Origin of the sequence: Pedobacter kyonggii (assembly GCF_004310665.1) — a bacterium.
Lineage (GTDB): Bacteria > Bacteroidota > Bacteroidia > Sphingobacteriales > Sphingobacteriaceae > Pedobacter > Pedobacter kyonggii.
In genome coordinates, this window is record NZ_SIXF01000006.1 from 250,362 (window position 1) to 268,933 (window position 18,572).

Genomic DNA, 18,572 nt, shown 5'->3' on the forward strand with positions numbered 1-18,572 from the left:
CGTCCTGGTTTACCATCGGGACGCTTTTTGTTTTACTTCTTTTCTCTGATGGCTTTAAATTCAGAGCCGTCTTTCCATTTCGGATACGAATCTTCATTACTGATGCGGTACCCCATATCAAAAAGCATCCGAACATCTTCTACTATACCCGATAAATCCCATGTTTTGGCATCGAAATTATCCTGTGGCGAATGATAACGAAATTTAGTAAAATCGGCTACCTGCTTCAATCCCCATGCCCTGCCGTTTTTAATGTTATCTACCCCTGAACCTGTAAACAGTGAGGGCACACCAACCTTGGCCAAATTAAAATGATCTGAACGGTAGTATAACCCCGATGATGGAACAGGATCTGGCACGATTACCCTTCCCTGTTTTTTAGCGGCCTCTGCAGCATAATCTTCCAGTTCTGACTGGCCAAAGCCGTACACCACAATATCTTTGGTTTTACCGGCTATACCCATCATATCCATATTGATATTGGCAACCGTTTTAGCCAAAGGAAAAGCTGGGTGTTTGGCATAATACTCAGAACCTAAAAGCCCCTGCTCTTCGGCGGTGTAAGAAATAAATAAAATGGTGCGTCCGGGTGCTTTAGGTAACTTTTTAAAGGCCGAAGCAATTTCGAATAAAGAAGCTACGCCAGTTGCATTATCAACTGCTCCGTTGTAAATAGAATCGCCCTGTATTTTTTCTCCCACGCCTAAATGATCCCAATGTGCCGAATAAATAATAGCTTCATCTTTACGCTTATCGCCTGGTATTTTAGCCAGAACATTATAAGTAACCGATTTTTTGATGGTATTTTTAACCTTTACTGAGGTGGTAATATTTAAATCGACAGCTTTAAAACCTTTTTTGCGGGCACTTAAAGCCAATTGATCGAATGATTTACCATCCAGTGCAAATAGCTGTTTCGCCTTATCTAAAGTAATCCAGCCCTCTACTACGGCCCTGCTCATTCCATTGTCTTCGCTTTGCAGGGTAAGTTTAGATTTCGACCAGCCGCTTCGAACAACTGTCCAGGGATAAGCTGCAGGCTCGGTATCATGAACAATAATAATCCCTGTAGCGCCCTGTCTTGCCGCTTCTTCAAACTTATAGGTCCATCGGCCATAGTAAGTCATATTTTTACCTTTAAACAAGGTAGAATCAGCAAAGCCCGGATCATTAATCAACACCACCACCGTTTTTCCCTTTACATCCAGGTTCGCATAATCGTTCCAACCATACTCTGGGGCTACAATACCATATCCCGCAAAAACCAGCTGTGAGTTACTCATACTTACCTCATCTTGCACACGGCGCGTGCCAGCCACAAAATCGGTTAAATAATTCAGTGTTAAGGATGCTGTTTTTCCTTTAAAAACCATTTTATCTTCTGGCACAGATTTAATTTCTACCATGGGTACCTCCTGAAAGAAACTATCTCCATTGCCCGGCTGCAGGCCCAGTTTTTCGAACTGATTTTTTAGATAATTAATGGTTTTGGTTTCTCCATTGGTAAAAGGTTTTCGTCCTTCTAAACTATCAGCCGCAATTACCGATAAATATTGGGTTAAACTCGAATCGTTAATGACTTTAATGGCTAAAGAATCGGCACCAGCGCCAGTACTTTTTGCACCTTGTTTACAGGAACCAAAGAAAAGGAGCGCACAACTGGAAAGTAGAAGGAGTTTTTTCATTTATAAAGGATTGTTTTCAATTAATAGGTCACATTTGCTGAAAAATACGAAGAAATTAGGAGTTTCGTCTTTATCATTTTAAATATGTGGGTATAAAACGTGCAAAGTAGTCTCCCGCGGATCTCACAAATCACGCTGATAGAGCTTAAAATCTTTAGTTACGATATTTCTGCGTTTATCATCTTAATCTGCGGGAACTAACATACGCCTCCCGCTAATCACAAGGATTTACGCAAAACATTATAGTTATTGCTTAATCAGCTTAAATTTCTTTAACTGCTGCCCGTTTTTATTGATCACACCAACATAAACACCTGTTGATAAAGCGTTGAGCAAAAAACGGCTCGAACTTGTGGCCTTTTCCTCAAAAACCTTCTGTCCTAATATGTTAAAAATAGATAGACTATAATCTTCGAATGATCCGCTCAGAATAGTTAAATAATCGGCTACCGGATTAGGAAAGAAAGAAAATTCATTATCCTTAAGAAATACTACCGAAACCAGATCGCTCTGCACCTGGCCGTTGGCAGTTTCGAAAGTAACGCGGTAAAACTGGATTCCAGCTTTTGGTTTTTCATCAAAAATTGTATAATCGAGTTGATTTGAAATTGGCTGGGTCTGCTGTAAAACACTAAAAGTATTTGGCCCGGTCTGTTTTTCCCAAATGATATTCTTTAAATCCAAAGTACTGCCTATCTTCAGATCAACTCTTATCCGGTTATCATCGGCCACTAAAGCAAATAAACTTTTTACATAACAGGCAATTCCCTGCTGCGTATAATCGATTGTATAACTTTTTAAACCTGTAAAATCTGTCCCGTTAGCTGCTACCGCAAAATATTTACTATTAATCTTACTTGCATCAAGCTTAACTACGGTATCAGCAAGGGTTAGCACCGGAGAAAGAATATTATCTACGATATTGTACAAAGTATAATCTTTTGCACCAGGCTGTGGGTCCCAGTTGAGCACAGCACCGTCTTTACATACATAGCCAACTTTCAACGTTCTCGGACTAGAAATCGTAAATGATTGGCTCAATATTACATTTCCTTCCACTTCCATTTTTATCATTGCTTTAGCAAACAAATCTGGCGTATTCCAATTGTAAAAACCTTTGCTTAAATCGATCCCCGAAGCAATTGATTTCCATGTAGCCCCTTCATCATAGCTCACCGATAGGTTTCCGGTTTTACTGGTGTAAGTATTTTCCCACCTGATGTAATTTTGTTCATTGGCAAAAAAGTATTCGTTTTTTTCGGGATTGATGAAAGAAAAAGTGTTTTTGAATATATAACGATAAGCTATTGCAAAGCGCTGGTTATTGCCCTGTGTGATCCTGTTACCCTTAACATGAATATTATAAGCACCAGCTGAAGGGTTATCGAGGCTAACCTGCTGAACTGTATTGATAACATCGGCCTTACGCACAGCTGGCTTTGAGAGGGAATCTAAATGCGGAAAGCTGCTTAACACCCAGGGCAAAGTTAAATTTCCAGCAGTATTTTCGAGACTTAAATCCAATCCATTAACCAAACTTTGTGCTGCATTTACAACTGCAGGGGGATCGTTCCAGGTGATGGTGACTTTAACTTCGGCCACATTAGACGGAATAGCTAAAGGGATCACCAGATCCTGATTTTTGGCCACTTCGTACAAAGACGCCCTATTTTCATCTATAGTTTTTAACGATTGGGCTACATTCAGTTTTCCATAGCCATATAAAAAATCAACCTGTGGTGCTCCCAAATCATCTGCCGAATTAATTACTGTTGCCCTAATTAATGAAGCAGAAGCCGCTTTTTTATATTTCTGCTGATAAAACTGTTCTAACAAAGCGATTGATCCACTGGTAATTGCAGCAGAGCCAGATGTTCCGTCTTCGCCCAAGGCAACAAGTTCCGGTTTTACGCGTCCATCGTAGGCAGGACCTTTGCTGCTCTGATTTTCAGAAATATTTTCTCTGTTAATCCCTCCTATCACCAATAAATTTTTAGCCTGCTTAAAATTACCTGTTAAATTGGCCCTAGCGGTTATCCCTTGATAAAAACCAACTGACGGCGTTGTTGTTCCTTTATTTCCGGCAGAAAAAACATGGATCAAAGTATCGGTTTCGTAAATCTGCTTATCGTATGCAGCTGCTTCCATTCCGTAGTCATTGTCTATATCGGTACCATACGAATGGTTTTGAACTTTAATCTGAAGCCGGTTTAAATCAGTAATCAAATCTGGCATTAGGTTAGAAAAATCAGAATATGCCAATTTGGATTTAGGCGCGGCACCTAAACCACGGATAAAGGAATTGCCGTTTCCTAATGCCAAGGTGGCCATAATGGTAGCGTGGGAAGTTGGTGTTTTGCTGATAATCGCTCCAGATAGCGTTTTACCTAACAGATCAAGATCGCTTGCATCGTACATGCCTTCTTTAAAGGAAACATTTACCCCAGCACCATCAATACCAGGAAAAAGGCTGTGGGCATTAGAAATTTGGTTTAAACCCAGGTCAATACCATTAATTACCACTTCCTCTTTAGCAACAGGCAAAACATCAGCGTATAAAATATCATCCAGCTCCAATATTAGCATTAAATCAGCTGGCAAAATATTAACCATAATCAGGTTGTTAATATGATCTATTGATTTCATGCTTAAGTTTTTAGCTGAAGCAGGTAAAGCATTTATATTTTTAAAGGATAACCTAACCAGAATGGAATCGTTCTTTTTTGTGGATTTGGTAAGCACTTTGATTAACCGATCGCTGGCCTTCCAAAGTCCGTTAGCTTTTTCTTGATAAATTACGTGATTAGAGAGGCTGGAGACAGGCGGTTTTTCGACAATAAAATAATCGCCGGCAAGTTTCTTTTTAGGATTCAATAACTGAATTTCGGTGGCTGTTAGTGTGCGATTGAAACGAACCAAAATGATCCTTTCGTCACTTATTTTTTGAGAATTGCTCGTTTTGGAAATATATTTTTCAAAATATTTTTCTATTCCAGTAGGCTGTACTTGTGCATTTAAACCAAGCGCAGACAGACAAAAACATATAACTAAAAATACAGAGTTGACTTTCAAAAATTATTTTATTATAAAATTTTGTTTACATCGTTTATCTTCTCTAAATTAGCATTTATAAGGTAATCCACAAATTTTATTAACTAACTTATTTCAACCTAAACTAATTTAATTCTACTAAGATGAAAACAACAAAATTTTTATCGATTGCAGTAGTGTGTCTTCTACTCACTACCCTATACTCTTGTAAAAGTAATAATACAGAAAATGCAGTGGAAAACAAAACTGATATTTCAGCAGACAAATTATCACAGATCAAATCTCTAGGCTTTAGCACCGACAATATCCGTAAGATAGATGAAGGTTATTTAGTAGAAGGAGATATCCTCTTAACTGATGAAAATTTAGCTGAGCCATCTACTGGTGCAAATTTAAACATTGCCGAAACAGAACAGTACCGGACCACAAACCTAGTTAAATCTTTACCACGTGTAATTACAGTATCGGTAACCAATTTACCTCAAGTATATAGCGATGCAGTAAACACCATGATTTCGAGATATAACTCGTTGGGTTTACGTATCACTTTCCAAAGGGCTAGCGCCGGAACAACCGGCAACATTAACGTTGTTGGCTTTAACGAAGGTCCAAGTGGTGGCTTTATTACCTTAGGCTCTGCAGGTTTCCCAACTTCTTCAGGTCAGCCTTTTAACCAGATCAGAATGAATACCAATGCTGCTGCATATGGCGCCAATCCTAATTTATTGTATCTAGCTTCTGTTATCCAACACGAAGTTGGCCATTGTATCGGTTTCCGCCATACCGATTACATGAACCGTGCCTTTAGCTGTGGCGCAAGTGGTGCAGGTAACGAAGGTGCATCTAACGTAGGTGCTGTTAGAATACCAGGAACGCCTTCAACTCCTGATGCAGGCTCATTTATGTTAGCCTGTTCTAATGGTGGTAACCGCACATTCAATGCAAATGATGTGATTGCAGTAAATTACCTTTACAAATAAAAACTTTTGCGGATTACCTTAACAGATCAGAAGCCTCGAATTAAATTCGGGGCTTTTTTGTTTATTGACCACAGATTGACACTAATAAACGCGGATGAATCTGTGTGCATCCTTTTTATCTGTGGTTAAATAAATAACAAAATGGTTGTGAATACACAAACCATGGCAAAAGGGGAAACTTTGCAATTGACCGGTTTAAATTTGGAACACAACCCTAAAATAATTAAACCTGATAGCGCCAAATAGCTCCCGATTTAAACCACTATTGTATTTGAGAAAATTCAAATCGGGACTATAGGCAATAGCAGGACTGAAATAACCGAAGAACTACCTAAGCCTGCTTTCCAAAAAGCTATCTAACAGTCAAACAAATACTTATTGAGTAGATTGCCACGGGTAATGAAAAATAGCCTCAGCAATGACGACTTATCGTTATATAAAATGGTTTGTGAGGACACAAACCATGGCAAGGAAAACTTTGTTTCCAAAAAATAGATGGCTTGAAGTAAAAATATTTAACCACAGACAGACACTGATAAACACGGATTAAATCTGTGTGCATCCTTTTATCTGTGGTTAAATGAAAACTATTTTCCGTTCTTTTCGATATCCCTGTCCATTTCTACTAAATCAACATCGCTCGGCTCAGAAAAATCGCCGATTAAATATTTGTTAAAATGATCGGCCAGTTTCCAGAAAGCATACTCTGTCATATCTCCAAAACCATGGCGCTGACCAGGAATAATCAAGAAATCGAAACGTTTACCAGCTTTCATTAGTGCATTGGCCACGCGGATTGAGTTTGCCGGATGCACATTATTATCTACATCGCCATGCATCAATAACAAATGCCCTTTTAAGTTTTTCGCAAGATCGGGGTTTTTATCAATGCTGTATTTAAATGAGGTATCGCCTTTTAACGAAATGGTTTCTTTTACCCCATGGTGTTTTTCGCTCCACCAGCGGTTGTAAATGCTATTATCATGGTTTCCCGCGTTTGAAACCGCAGCTTTAAAGAAATCAGGATAAACCAACATAGCAGCGGTTGACATAAAGCCACCGCCAGAATGGCCTGTAATGCCCACTTTCGATTCGTCGATGTAAGCGTATTTGGCTGCCAATTGCTCAATAGCTGTTTTCTTATCTGCTAAACCGTAATCGCGCAGATTGCCATAGCCATACGTATGGTACCATTTAGACCGCGAAGGGTTGCCACCGCGGTTACCTACCGTAATTACGATATAACCAAATTGAGCTAAACGCTCGGTACGGTCCATACTTTTACTAAAAGCTTTGTTTACCGCTTCTGTTTGTGGGCCTGGGTAAACATATTCGATAATCGGATACTTTTTATTCGGGTCGAAATCGAAAGGTTTATACATTACGCCGTACAGATCGGTAATTCCGTCATCTGCTTTTACTTTGAAAGGTTCAGGGAATTTGTAACCAGCTGTTATTAATAATGAAAGATCTGTAGTTTCAAGATCCATCACTTTTTTTCCAGTCCCATCATAAAGCGTTGCTTTTGGTGCAGTGTTTACCCTCGAATAATTATCTACAAAAAAACTATTGTTATCATTCATATTCGCCACATGGTCAAAATCACCTGCATTTAACAATTTCATGTTCGAACCATCAAAATTGATGCTGTACAAATGTAAGTAGTAAGGATCTTCTTTACCTTCCCTGCCATTTGCTGTAAAATAAAGGATACGTTTTTTCTCGTCGATATTTACGATACTCTCGCAATGGAAAGCACCTTTGGTAATCTGATTTTTCAACTTCCCATTTCCGTCAAAAAGATAAAAATGCGCCCAACCATCTCGTTCACTCCAATGAATCAGTTCGTTACCATCATTTACCAAACCCGGGCGGTTAACTTCAACATAGGTATTAAAACGTTCGTCGATTAAAGGTGTAACTTTCCCTGTGGCTATATCAACCGTACCGATGTCGATCCGTTTTAAATCGCGACTGGTGCGTGAAAAATAGAATCTGCTATCGTTTCCCAACCAGATAGATGGACGGAATTCGTTATCACGGTCTTTGTTTAATGATGGTTTGCTCCAAACGGAAACACTTTGATCTTTAAATGCGGCAACACTCAGTTTTTTATAAGATTTTGCAGCAAAATCGAACAACAAAACTTCATCCTGAGGGGCTTCAGCCTCTCCGGGCATTTGATATTTATAGGTTTCTAACGTCGGACGGCCAGGTGTAACACTATTAATTACCCAAAGATCTTTAACCTTACGCGAATCGGTTCTATCCAATACGAAATATTTCGAATTCGGCGACCAAAGCACATAAGCGCCACGGCGTTTTTTATTGTTTTTTTCGTTCTCTACGTTGTTCTCGCCATCGCCATCACTTCCGTACGGATAGAATTTAACACCGTCTTTAGTGAGCTGATGTTCTACAATTGTGCTGTCATCTTCATTTTTAACTGCTTTTTTGTAGTTGTCTTTATCCATCCAATACAGGTTGTAATTACGGGAGAAGATAATGGCCGACGAATCGGGCGCTACCGATCCCCATGATGGTTTTGGCTTTGGCTTACTGAAGTTTGGTACCTCAGTTAATTTCGCGCTGGCCAGTTCATATTTGAAAGAAAATATTTTCTTCTGCATAGAATCTGCAGCTTTTTTATCTTTTCTGTCTTTTTTTAGCTCATCAATACTACTTTTGATTTCGAAAGAAATACTTTTTTCGTCGGCAGCAAATTTCAGATTTTCAAGCGGCAAATGTTCGGCATCGAATGGATCGCGTACAATCAGAGTAATATCAGCTGCCAGTTTAGCATTATCAAACAACAGTTTTTTGCTTTTTGATGCGGGATCTACAAGGTACCAGAATTTTCCTTTCGGGCTTTCGAAAGTGTACCAAAAACGGTTGCTCAACTTTAGCCAATGTGGGTCTACAGCCGTGGAATAAACCATTTTTTTCAACTTATTTGGCGAAAAACGCGATGCAAGCTGATAATTTGCTTTAGGCTGTGACTGAATATTTTCGGTTAGGGTAAATGTTTTGTTTTGTGCGGCTACAGTTAAGGATAAAAACTGCGCACACAGCAGGAGTTTATAAAGTTTATTCATCAAAATTTGTTTGAGCCGCTAAATTATTTAATTAAAGCATATTAAGCAGGCTTTAATGTGTAATAAAAGCGATAGTTAGCCCAATTTTATGCACTGAAAATTAATTATTAACACAATTTATTTTGATGGTTAAATAATTGACGGATTTTATAGTTTTGTAGTTATATATCCTCATAATGAAATACAGCTTTTTAACCTTAATAACAGCCGGAGTAATCTTATTTGCCAGCTGCCAATCTAAATCTCAAACAGAAAATGCCACGGCTAAAGATTCTAGCGCGCAAACTTCCAAAACTGCTACAAGCGCGGGAACACCGGTTGACGTTTCGAAAATAAAGGTTGCTGATGCCAAAACCATTTTAGCCAGAAAACAGGTTCCAATTTTATGCTACCACCAGGTAAGAAACTGGAAACCAACTGATGGTAAAGTAGGTAAAGATTATATTGTAGAAATCCAGAACTTTAAAGATCAGATGAAAATGCTGGCCGATAGTGGCTACCATACCATTTTACCCGATCAGCTTTATGCCTACCTGAATACTGGTGCTGCCCTACCGAGCAAACCCATCATGTTAACTTTTGATGATACAGACCTGGATCAGTTTACCATTGTGCGTCCTACTTTAGATAAACTGGGGTATAAAGCCGTTTATTTCATCATGACTGTTTCGATCGGCAAAAAAGGTAAATTTGTTGATTACATGAGCAAAGAGCAGATTAAACAACTTGCAGACGAAGGAAATGTGATCGGCAGCCACACTTATGATCATAAAAACTTTAAAAAATATGCAGGTAAGGATTGGGAAGAACAATTAGATAAACCAACCAAAAAACTAGAAGAAATTACAGGTAAAAAGATGACAGAATTTGCCTATCCTTTTGGTTTATGGAATGCAGAAGGTATTCCTGAGCTAAAAAAACGTGGTTTTAGAATGGCTTATCAATTATCGACCAAACGCGATGAAAAAGACCCGTTATTTACCATCCGCAGGATTATTGCCAGCGGTTACTGGTCGCCAAAAACATTAAACAATAGCATCAAAAATAGCTTTTAAGCAATGAGTCTCTCTATCATAAATATACAATTGTCACCCTGAACTTGTCGAAGGGCCTGCTTTAAATGTCATGCAAGGCGTTTCGACAGGCTCAACGTGACAAATTCTAAGTGAATTTACAATAGGATGCAGCCTCTTCTTTGTAACGAACCACCCTCTTTTATGAAAAAAATTGCAGTATTTATTTTATTGTTCTTTCAGCTCGTTAAGCTCTATGCACAAACACCACACTTGAGCGGAAAAGTAGAAGTTGTAATGGCTACAGGCCAGATTACCTGCGATTTTGTACTCAGCAATATCCCCAACCTGGCAAAAGACTATCAGATTGTGTTAAATAAGGGCTTTAACATTAAGGCTATTAAAGATTCTGCAAACCAAACCCTAAAATATTCTGGCTTTTATGGTGGTGCCATGCGTGGTGAGGGTTTAACTTACGTTCCGTTATATAAAGATAGTACACTGGTAAATCCTGGTAAACTACATATTACCTATACAGGAGCATTCCCAATTTATACTGATACACTAAACTTTATAGATTTTAAGGGATTGATTGCTTTTAATGGCAAAACCGTGCGGGCTGCCGATCAATCTAAATGGTATCCTATCATTTACGACATCAAAAACGACAAGCTGATTGAACAAATGACCTTCGATATCCAGGTAACAGTTAAGGATGCTAAGATGATTTTTGTAAACGGCGATCTGCCTAAACCGGGCCCAATTGCCAAATTTAAATCGAATATCCCAATTGCACCGATGCTTTTTGCAGGAGATTATAATGCACAAAAAACCAATGGTGCACTATTTTTAAACACGCAAATGAATGATAAGCAATTGAATGTTTTTGAACAGAATATTGCTGAAATGAAAGCCTATTATTATAAGGTTTTAAAAATCCCATACAATACAAAAAATGTATTTATTGAGCATGCGCCGGTAGAAAAATTTAACAAAGGTAGAAGCTGGGGGTTTGTGGCTTTTCCAACAATAGCTTTTGCAGGCATTAAACTGGGCGATATGATTGATGAGGAACACAGCAAACTTAAAGACTCTACGAACTATCCTTTTATTGCACACGAAATTGGGCATTATTATTTTGGAAATGTAATACAGCCGAATTCAACTTTGTTCTGGTTCTTTTTAGAATCTACTGCCGAATATTTATCGGTTAAAGCAGCAGAAGAAAAATTCGGAAAAGCTTTCGGCACTAAATATTTTCAGGACAGGGGAAAACAGCTGAAAGATTTTATAGCCAAACCTTTAAATGCCATTAAAGAAATGAATGAGATCTCAGGTACTTACCGCTACACCTACGGTCCATTTCTGCTTCGTGGCCTGGAGCAAATGATTGGCGAGCAGCGCATGTTTAAGTTCCTGAATACCTGTTTAAGTACTGAAAACGAATTAACAAACTATGATTTTTTTAAAAGAAATGCTTTAAAATCGGGCATTACTCAAAAAGAATGGGATGCATATGAAAAAGAGTTTATCCTTTCCGAAAACGCTGCTTCTTTGATTAAATAAATTAAAAACCTTGAATAAACATTTAAAACCCGCTACCCGTATCCTTTTATCAATTCTCTTTTTAGGATCATTTTCACTGGCTTGTTCGAGCAATAAACAAAAAGAAAAAATTGCTGTAACCAGCACTATTAAAGAGGTTAAAATAGATTCGACCAATACCAAACCTACTGATAACAAAACTATTCTGGGCCGCAGAGAGGTGCCTGTTTTGTGTTACCACCAGATTAGAAAAAACATTGCCAGCGATAGCAAAAGAGCGCACGACGACATTATTGCCCCTGATAAATTTAAAGACCACATGAAAATGCTGGCCGATAGCGGTTACCATTCAATTTTACCTGATCAGTTGTACAATTATCTGGTATATGGCGCCAAGTTGCCCGAAAAACCAATCATGATTACTTTCGATGATACGGATGAAGATCAATTTACCATTGGGAATACAACGTTGAAAAAATATGGCTTTAAAGGCGTTTATTTTATTATGACGGTATCGATCGGCAGAAAAGGTCGGATCAATTACATGACTAAAGAACAGATTAAACAATTATCTGACGAGGGAAATACGATTGCCAGTCATACCTACGATCATAAAAACTTTGCGCAGTTTACCGATGCCGACTGGACAACCCAAATTGATGCACCAACTAAAAAACTGGAAGAAATTACAGGCAAAAAAGTAGCATATTTTGCTTATCCCTACGGTGTTTTTAAAGCTTCAACTTTACACAAGCTAAAAGAACATGGGTTTAAAGCGGCATTTATACTTTCGACAGCACGGGATGAAAACTATCCACTTTACACCATTAGGAGAATAATTGATCCGGGAAGATACACTGCGAAAAATTTATATTACAGCATAAACAAGAGTTTTAATAAAACAAAATCATAGCAAAGAGGTTTAAAACATAGCGTGTTTGAATGTTGAAAGGTCAAACTCACGTTTCAACATTCGAACTTTACAACATTAAAACTTTATACCCTCCCTATGAAATATTATTTGCATTGTTTCCTTTTCGGATTACTGATTATATCTGCCTGTAACAACCCTAAAAATGGAGCCAACACCGCTGAAACGACAAATGATAGTACAGCGAATGCAAAGGCCGAACTTACAGAAAGTTTTTACAAGAGATTGGAAGGTACCATTGCAGGCAAAAAAGTAGTGATGCATTTGCAAAAGGTTGATGATGATGTTAGTGGTACTTATTATTATGACGGCTCGTGGCTTAATCTATCAACCGATACGTTAATTGGGAAAGACAGTATTGTACTTACTGAGTATAGTTTTTATGAATCATATTTTACCCAGGATTTTAAATCGCCCAATTTAGCTTTAAAATGGAATGGCGCTGGTTTTAATGGCAATTGGGAAAGTGGCGATAAAACCAAAAAATTTCCGGTTGTTTTAACAGAAAAATATGCTGAGGGCAGTTATCCATTCAATGCGGGCATTTATAAAGATTCGATTAAGGCATTTGCCAATCAGCCAAAATCGCCTGCAGCTGAAATCAGTTTTGAATACCTGGAAAGTAAAAACAACGATGAATATGGCAACTGGCTCAATGCGGAACTTAAAAAAATTTCAGGCGTAAAATCACAAGTTGACCGATCGATTGGATTTAAAAACATTGCTACGGCCTATTTCAAAGACTATAAAACGCAAGTTACCGAGCAATCAAAGAATAGCCGTGGAGATGATTTCCAGGCCTGGATGAACTATACCAATAACAGCCAGCAATCTGTCAATTACAATGATAGTGGTTATGTAGTGATCGATTTCCTTGCTGATGCTTATACCGGTGGTGCACATGGCAATTACAGCAGCACAATGTTCTGTTTAGATGTGAAGAACAAAAAACAAATGGTTCTTAGTGATATCATCAAAATAGATTCGAATACCTTACAAAGTATTTTAGAACGTAATCTTCGTAAAGAATATAACATTAAAACTAAAGATGCACTGAGCACTGTTCTTTTTGATGACTTTATAAAACCGAACAACAACTTTTATTTCAATGCGAATGGGATTGCTTTTATGTACAACCCATATGAAGTAGCGAGTTATGCCCAGGGGCAGATTGTAGTATTTATTCCTTATTCGGATTTAAAGACTTATCTGGTTCCAGCTTTTGCACAGCGGATGGGAATTAAATAAGTTAGAGTTGGTGGTTATTGGTTAATTGGTTAACTGTTAGAACTGCTTAATTGAAATCTACAGACTGAAAACTTACCATCTGCATTTATCATCTTATATCAGCGGGAATAAATGTAAAAGAAGCTTCAGAACTAACTGTGACTATAGAACCGTTACCTGCACACATAAACTGAAAATTGCAAATTGCCAACTGAAAACTTATAATATCTCTTTTACAAAATAATCCTTGCCATTAAACTTAAAGCTTTCATTTATTGCTTTTCCAATTAAAAACCGCCCGATTGGCGAAGCCTGCGATACTGCAAAGAATTTTTGTCCATCGGTATTAAGTTCTCCTGCACTGATGCTGATATAAAAATTACCTTCTGAGGTTAAAACCAAGCTTCCGTTTTTAACCAGACGATCTGATTCTACATTTTCGATCTGCTGCAATGCAATTTTCTGCTGGCCCGCTTCGTACAGTAATTTACTGTTGCGGTCCATCTCCTGCTGCATCATTTCACGTGTGGTTTCATATTTATCACCTGCACTACTTTTTGTATCATCGTTCGAAGCTTGCCTGGCCTGCTGCAGAGAGTATTCAATATTTTCTATCCTATTTTGAATAAAAGTTAAGCAAAGCTGATAAAGTTTAGATTTTAATGCAGACATATAATAATGGAAAATGTAAACGGATGAATTAAATGGAAGATAGACTATTTCCTCAAGGCAAAGGCTTGTTTTAAAATAGATTCGATTTTCTTTTTGGGGATATCTTCGAGGTGATTGATCAATAAAATTTTCATTCTGGCTCTTTTCTCCTGCAACAAATCTTCGTGTTCAATTTTATTTCCATCAACTAAACCGATGTAAGGCTGATGGAGTTTTTTGTGTATCCAAAGATAGCAGAACATTTTTCCTTTATGGTAATAAAAAGGCATTCCGTATTTCCAATGTTCAGTAATATCAGCATAGCCCATTAAAAGCGACCTTAAATATTGTAGGCAACTTTTAATCGGCTCATCTTTTTTTTCGAAATAATTATCCAACGGACTTAGCATAATATTAGATGATGTTAGATGGAGATAGTCTTTAGTCCGTAGTCTTAAGTCGATTAACCTATTAACCGCATCTACCAATGAACCATTGACTAATGAACAAATGAACTACTTTTCAATCCACCTCACCTTTTCTTCCATCGAAGTTCGGTTTGGCGCCCAGGGCTTTTCGTTATGATAGCCCATATAAAATAAGCCAATACACTTTTCATTTTCACCCAGGCTTAAGAAATCACCTAAATCATCAATTAAAGGTGGAGAGCTCCAATAGGCACCTACCTGCAGGCTTTCGGCAGTTAAAGCCATATTCTGAACAGCACAGGAAACAGCTGCCAGCTCTTCCCATTCGGGTATTTTACCACTCACCTGCATATTGATGGCAATGATGCAATCGGCCTGACTCGTTTTTTCGGCAAAGCTGTCGTATTTTTTCTGTAAAAACTGTTGCGGACTAACCAATTCCTTATATAATTTACCCAGTTCTTCACCAAGTTTTGTTAATCCCGCTTTTCTGATCACGACAAAACGCCAGGGCTGGGTTAATTTGTGTGTTGGTGCATAATTGGCTGTTTCTAAAATCTGGTTGATTACCTCAACCGGAATTTCTTTTTTTATATAGCTTGCAGGAAAAATACTGCGACGTTCTTTTATAACTCTTGATATGATATCGTATGTTGTACTCATTCGGTAAAAATAGCTAAAAGCTGAAAGACTAAAGCTTAAAGAGAAAGACAAATTCGACCTCTATTAAAAGATTTGACGCTATGCAAACTGAAAACCTCGAACTGAGAATTGAAAACTGCAAATTGATAACTGTCAACTGCAAACTGCCAACTGTTTCCTAATCTGTTTAACTTTCGCAAAAAAGGCAATACTTTCTTTATCAATCAGAAAATCCATGGTCTGCAAAAGTTCTTCTCTTATCCAATTGTGTTTAGTGTTCAAATTAGCCAAGATGTTTAAACAATGTGATTTTATGGCCACTGGAATCTTCTCATCAATTAACCAGGTAAAAACAACCCCTACCAAATGATCGGTATCATAACCGGCAAGAGTCTTTTTAATTTCCATAGTGGCATTTTTCTTCGTCATAAAGGCCAGGATTTTAACATAATGCCTCAATGCCGATAAATTGCTTTGTTGCGGAAATTTCTCCAAAAAATAAAATACGTAAGGCAGAAATCTCTGCTGATGGGCAGTATATACATTTTCTAAAATCCATGCGGCCCTAAAACCAATCTGTTCATCATGATAGAAACTTAAATCGATCAGGTCTTTCACGGAAAAGGTGTCTTCTGAGGCAATTGCGGCTAACTTTTCTACTTTACTTTTTTGAAGTGTTGTTTTTATGGTATCTAGCAAGGTATGATTTGGCATGGGACTAAAATAAATATTTTAGCAGATTAAACCTCGCAGGTTTTAAAAACTGCGAGGTTTGATGTGGGTTTTAACAAACTTGCCAAAAGCTTCTCCTCTTTGTAAAATAAACCCGGTATTAGCGAACACGGAGTGCAATGTAGTAAAGCGGATAACGGGACTGCCTGAGCCACAAAGTACCGAGCCCTTCATTTTCAAATTCTCGATCCCAACCTTTCTACCCTCACCTTCCCGCCTTCAACTTTCTTTTCAGATATTAATCCCAAACCTTTCCTTCTTCTGTCTTTTTACCCTCAACCTTTTTGCGTATCTTTGCGGCTTATTTCAATTATAGCATGATTTCAGTTTCTAATTTATCGTTACGATACGGCAAACGCACATTATTTGAAGATGTTAACCTAAAATTTACCCAGGGCAACTGCTACGGTGTAATTGGGGCTAACGGCGCAGGTAAATCTACTTTTCTAAAAATTTTATCGGGAGAAGTTAACCAAACTTCTGGTAGCGTGGCTTTTACTCCAGGCGAAAGAATGGCGGTTTTAAAGCAAAACCACTACGAATTTGATGAGTTTTCGGTATTAGAAACCGTAATGATTGGCCATAAAGAACTTTATGCCATCATGAAAGAGAAAGATGCCATTTATATGAAAGAAGATTTCTCGGAGAAAGATGGCGAACGTGCCGGAGAGCTTGAAAATCTTTTTGCCGAAATGGATGGCTGGAACATGGAAAGCAATGCTGCAACCATGTTGAGCAATTTGGGCATTACCGAAGATAACCACTATAAATTACTAAAAGAGCTAGACAATACGCAGAAAGTACGCGTGTTATTGGCGCAGGCCTTATTTGGTAATCCGGATATTTTATTACTGGATGAGCCTACCAACGATTTGGATATCGAAACCATTGCCTGGTTAGAGAACTTCCTGGCCGATTATCAGAACATTGTATTGGTTGTATCGCACGACAGGCACTTTCTAGATGCAGTTTGTACGCATATTGTGGATATCGATTTCGCTAAAATGAGCATTTATACCGGTAACTATACCTTCTGGTACGAATCTAGTCAGCTGGCATTAAAACAGCGTAGCGACCAGAATAAAAAAATGGAAGATAAGGTGAAGGAGCTACAGGAATTTATCCGCAGGTTTAGTGCAAATGCATCTAAATCAAAACAGGCAACTTCTCGTAAGAAAGCTTTAGATAAGATTGATATTACCGAAATTAAAGCATCGAGCAGAAAATATCCGGCCATTATCTTCAATAATACTGGTCGTGAGGCTGGTGACCAGATTTTACAGGTAGAAAACCTGGGCAAAAACGGAAACGATGGTGTTTTGTTCGACAAAATTACCTTCATGGTAAATAAAGGTGATAAAATTGCTGTGTTATCTCAGAACAGTTTAGCTACCGCAGCATTTTACGATGTTTTAACGGGCAGAGACTCAGACCATAGAGGAGAATTTAAATGGGGTGTTACCATTAGCACTGCAGATATCCCTAACGATAACTCTGAATATTTTGCAGGTAAAGATGAAAACCTGGTAGATTGGTTGCGTGAGTACTCTGGCACCGATGCGGATGAGCAATTTGTACGTAGCTTTTTAGGCCGTATGTTATTCTCAGGCGAAGAGGTACTTAAAAATGTAAAAGTGCTTTCAGGGGGCGAAAAAATGCGTTGTATGTTTTCTAGAATGATGTTACAACAAGCCAACCTGTTAATGTTCGATGAGCCAACCAATCACCTGGATCTCGAATCTATCGAAGCACTGAACAATGGCATGAAAGATTTTAAAGGTGCGATATTGTTTACCTCACGAGATCACCAGTTAACCGAAACCGTTGCCAACCGTATTATCGAAATTACACCCAAAGGTACCATTGATAAGTTGATGACTTACGATGAATATATCAACAGCAGCGATGTTGCAAAACTAAGAGAAGAAATGTATTCTTAATTTTCTTCAACTAAAATATCGATTTAAAAGCCACATGCATTTGCACTGCCCCCAAAAAGTTAGACACTATTTGGGGGCATTTTTATGCGAAGAAAGTACACAGCAGAATTTAGGCTGAAGCTAGTCAAAGAATATCTAGCAGGACAATCCAAGAAAGGATTAGCAGAACTTCATGGAGTTCCACGAACATTACTGAGAAGGTGGATAAGCTATTATGAATCATTTGGTAACCTCGGATTGGTTTCAAAGAAAACCAACAATTATCCAATTGAGCTAAAGGTTTTAGCCATTGAATGTTATCGATACAAAACTCTATCTTTGAAAGAATGTTGTATCCGTTTTAATATTGCAAATGATGGCACGCTATTAGGCTGGCTACGGAAGTATGAGCAGTTCGGCATAGGCGGATTAGATGCAAAACCAAAAGGACGCAAACCCATGCAAGAAGACAAGAAGCCATTATCGAAGAAAGAGAAACCGTTAACCAGACTCGAAGAGCTTGAAAGGGAAAACTTATATCTACGTGCTGAAAATGAAGTGCTAAAAAAGCTCGAGGCCTTAACCCTGAAGAAACAAGCGCAAAAGAGAAAGCGTTAGTTATTGAGGAGTTGAGGCTAAAATATCCATTGGAACATTTGCTGCATATTGTAAA

General features: G+C 38.1%; 14 protein-coding genes. 7 read left to right on the top strand and 7 right to left on the bottom strand.

What is annotated here, in order from left to right:
* Positions 1 to 32: 32 nt before the first annotated feature.
* Both EYS08_RS09320 and EYS08_RS09325 read right to left on the bottom strand, forming a co-directional pair.
* Positions 33 to 1,685 (bottom strand): M28 family metallopeptidase, encoded by a 1,653-nt coding sequence (locus EYS08_RS09320; protein ID WP_131029766.1) that lies wholly within the window; start codon positions 1,683 to 1,685, stop codon positions 33 to 35.
* A 246-nt stretch (positions 1,686 to 1,931) separates the two neighbouring features.
* Positions 1,932 to 4,757: a S8 family peptidase gene (locus EYS08_RS09325; protein ID WP_131029767.1), complete on the bottom strand. Its 2,826-nt coding sequence runs from the start codon at positions 4,755 to 4,757 to the stop codon at positions 1,932 to 1,934.
* 122 nt (positions 4,758 to 4,879) lie between these two features.
* Between EYS08_RS09325 and EYS08_RS09330 the strand changes: the two genes are divergently transcribed.
* Positions 4,880 to 5,716: a M57 family metalloprotease gene (locus EYS08_RS09330; protein WP_131029768.1), complete on the top strand. Its 837-nt coding sequence runs from the start codon at positions 4,880 to 4,882 to the stop codon at positions 5,714 to 5,716.
* Between the two features lie 587 nt (positions 5,717 to 6,303).
* On the opposite strand, the gene EYS08_RS09335 is transcribed toward EYS08_RS09330, so the two are convergent.
* A complete protein-coding gene (locus tag EYS08_RS09335) occupies positions 6,304 to 8,811 on the bottom strand; it encodes a S9 family peptidase (RefSeq protein ID WP_131029769.1) in 2,508 nt (835 codons plus the stop codon).
* A 176-nt stretch (positions 8,812 to 8,987) separates the two neighbouring features.
* Between EYS08_RS09335 and EYS08_RS09340 the strand changes: the two genes are divergently transcribed.
* The 4 genes from EYS08_RS09340 (at position 8,988) to EYS08_RS09355 (ending at position 13,548) form a co-directional block, all read left to right on the top strand.
* Positions 8,988 to 9,866, top strand: a complete 879-nt coding sequence (locus EYS08_RS09340) for a polysaccharide deacetylase family protein (protein ID WP_131029770.1) — start codon at positions 8,988 to 8,990, stop codon at positions 9,864 to 9,866.
* A 162-nt stretch (positions 9,867 to 10,028) separates the two neighbouring features.
* Positions 10,029 to 11,390, top strand: coding sequence for a M1 family aminopeptidase (locus EYS08_RS09345; RefSeq protein WP_131029771.1), 1,362 nt, complete (start codon positions 10,029 to 10,031; stop codon positions 11,388 to 11,390).
* 10 nt (positions 11,391 to 11,400) lie between these two features.
* Entirely contained in the window at positions 11,401 to 12,282 is an 882-nt protein-coding gene (locus EYS08_RS09350) for a polysaccharide deacetylase family protein (RefSeq protein ID WP_131029772.1), read from the top strand.
* Between the two features lie 96 nt (positions 12,283 to 12,378).
* Entirely contained in the window at positions 12,379 to 13,548 is a 1,170-nt protein-coding gene (locus EYS08_RS09355; protein ID WP_131029773.1) for an RsiV family protein, read from the top strand.
* A 198-nt stretch (positions 13,549 to 13,746) separates the two neighbouring features.
* On the opposite strand, the gene EYS08_RS09360 is transcribed toward EYS08_RS09355, so the two are convergent.
* From EYS08_RS09360 to EYS08_RS09375, 4 genes are all read right to left on the bottom strand, one after another.
* Positions 13,747 to 14,199, bottom strand: coding sequence for a 3-oxoacyl-ACP synthase (locus EYS08_RS09360; RefSeq protein ID WP_131029774.1), 453 nt, complete (start codon positions 14,197 to 14,199; stop codon positions 13,747 to 13,749).
* 44 nt (positions 14,200 to 14,243) lie between these two features.
* Entirely contained in the window at positions 14,244 to 14,588 is a 345-nt protein-coding gene (locus tag EYS08_RS09365; RefSeq protein ID WP_131029775.1) for a DUF1801 domain-containing protein, read from the bottom strand.
* Between the two features lie 105 nt (positions 14,589 to 14,693).
* Positions 14,694 to 15,269, bottom strand: a complete 576-nt coding sequence (locus EYS08_RS09370; RefSeq protein WP_131029776.1) for a nitroreductase family protein — start codon at positions 15,267 to 15,269, stop codon at positions 14,694 to 14,696.
* A gap of 132 nt (positions 15,270 to 15,401) precedes the next feature.
* Positions 15,402 to 15,962 (bottom strand): hypothetical protein, encoded by a 561-nt coding sequence (locus EYS08_RS09375; RefSeq protein WP_131029777.1) that lies wholly within the window; start codon positions 15,960 to 15,962, stop codon positions 15,402 to 15,404.
* A gap of 335 nt (positions 15,963 to 16,297) precedes the next feature.
* Between EYS08_RS09375 and EYS08_RS09380 the strand changes: the two genes are divergently transcribed.
* Positions 16,298 to 17,920, top strand: coding sequence for an ABC-F family ATP-binding cassette domain-containing protein (locus EYS08_RS09380; protein WP_131029790.1), 1,623 nt, complete (start codon positions 16,298 to 16,300; stop codon positions 17,918 to 17,920).
* Positions 17,921 to 18,004: 84 nt separating this feature from the next.
* Positions 18,005 to 18,517, top strand: coding sequence for a helix-turn-helix domain-containing protein (locus EYS08_RS09385; RefSeq protein WP_131029778.1), 513 nt, complete (start codon positions 18,005 to 18,007; stop codon positions 18,515 to 18,517).
* Positions 18,518 to 18,572 lie beyond the last annotated feature (55 nt).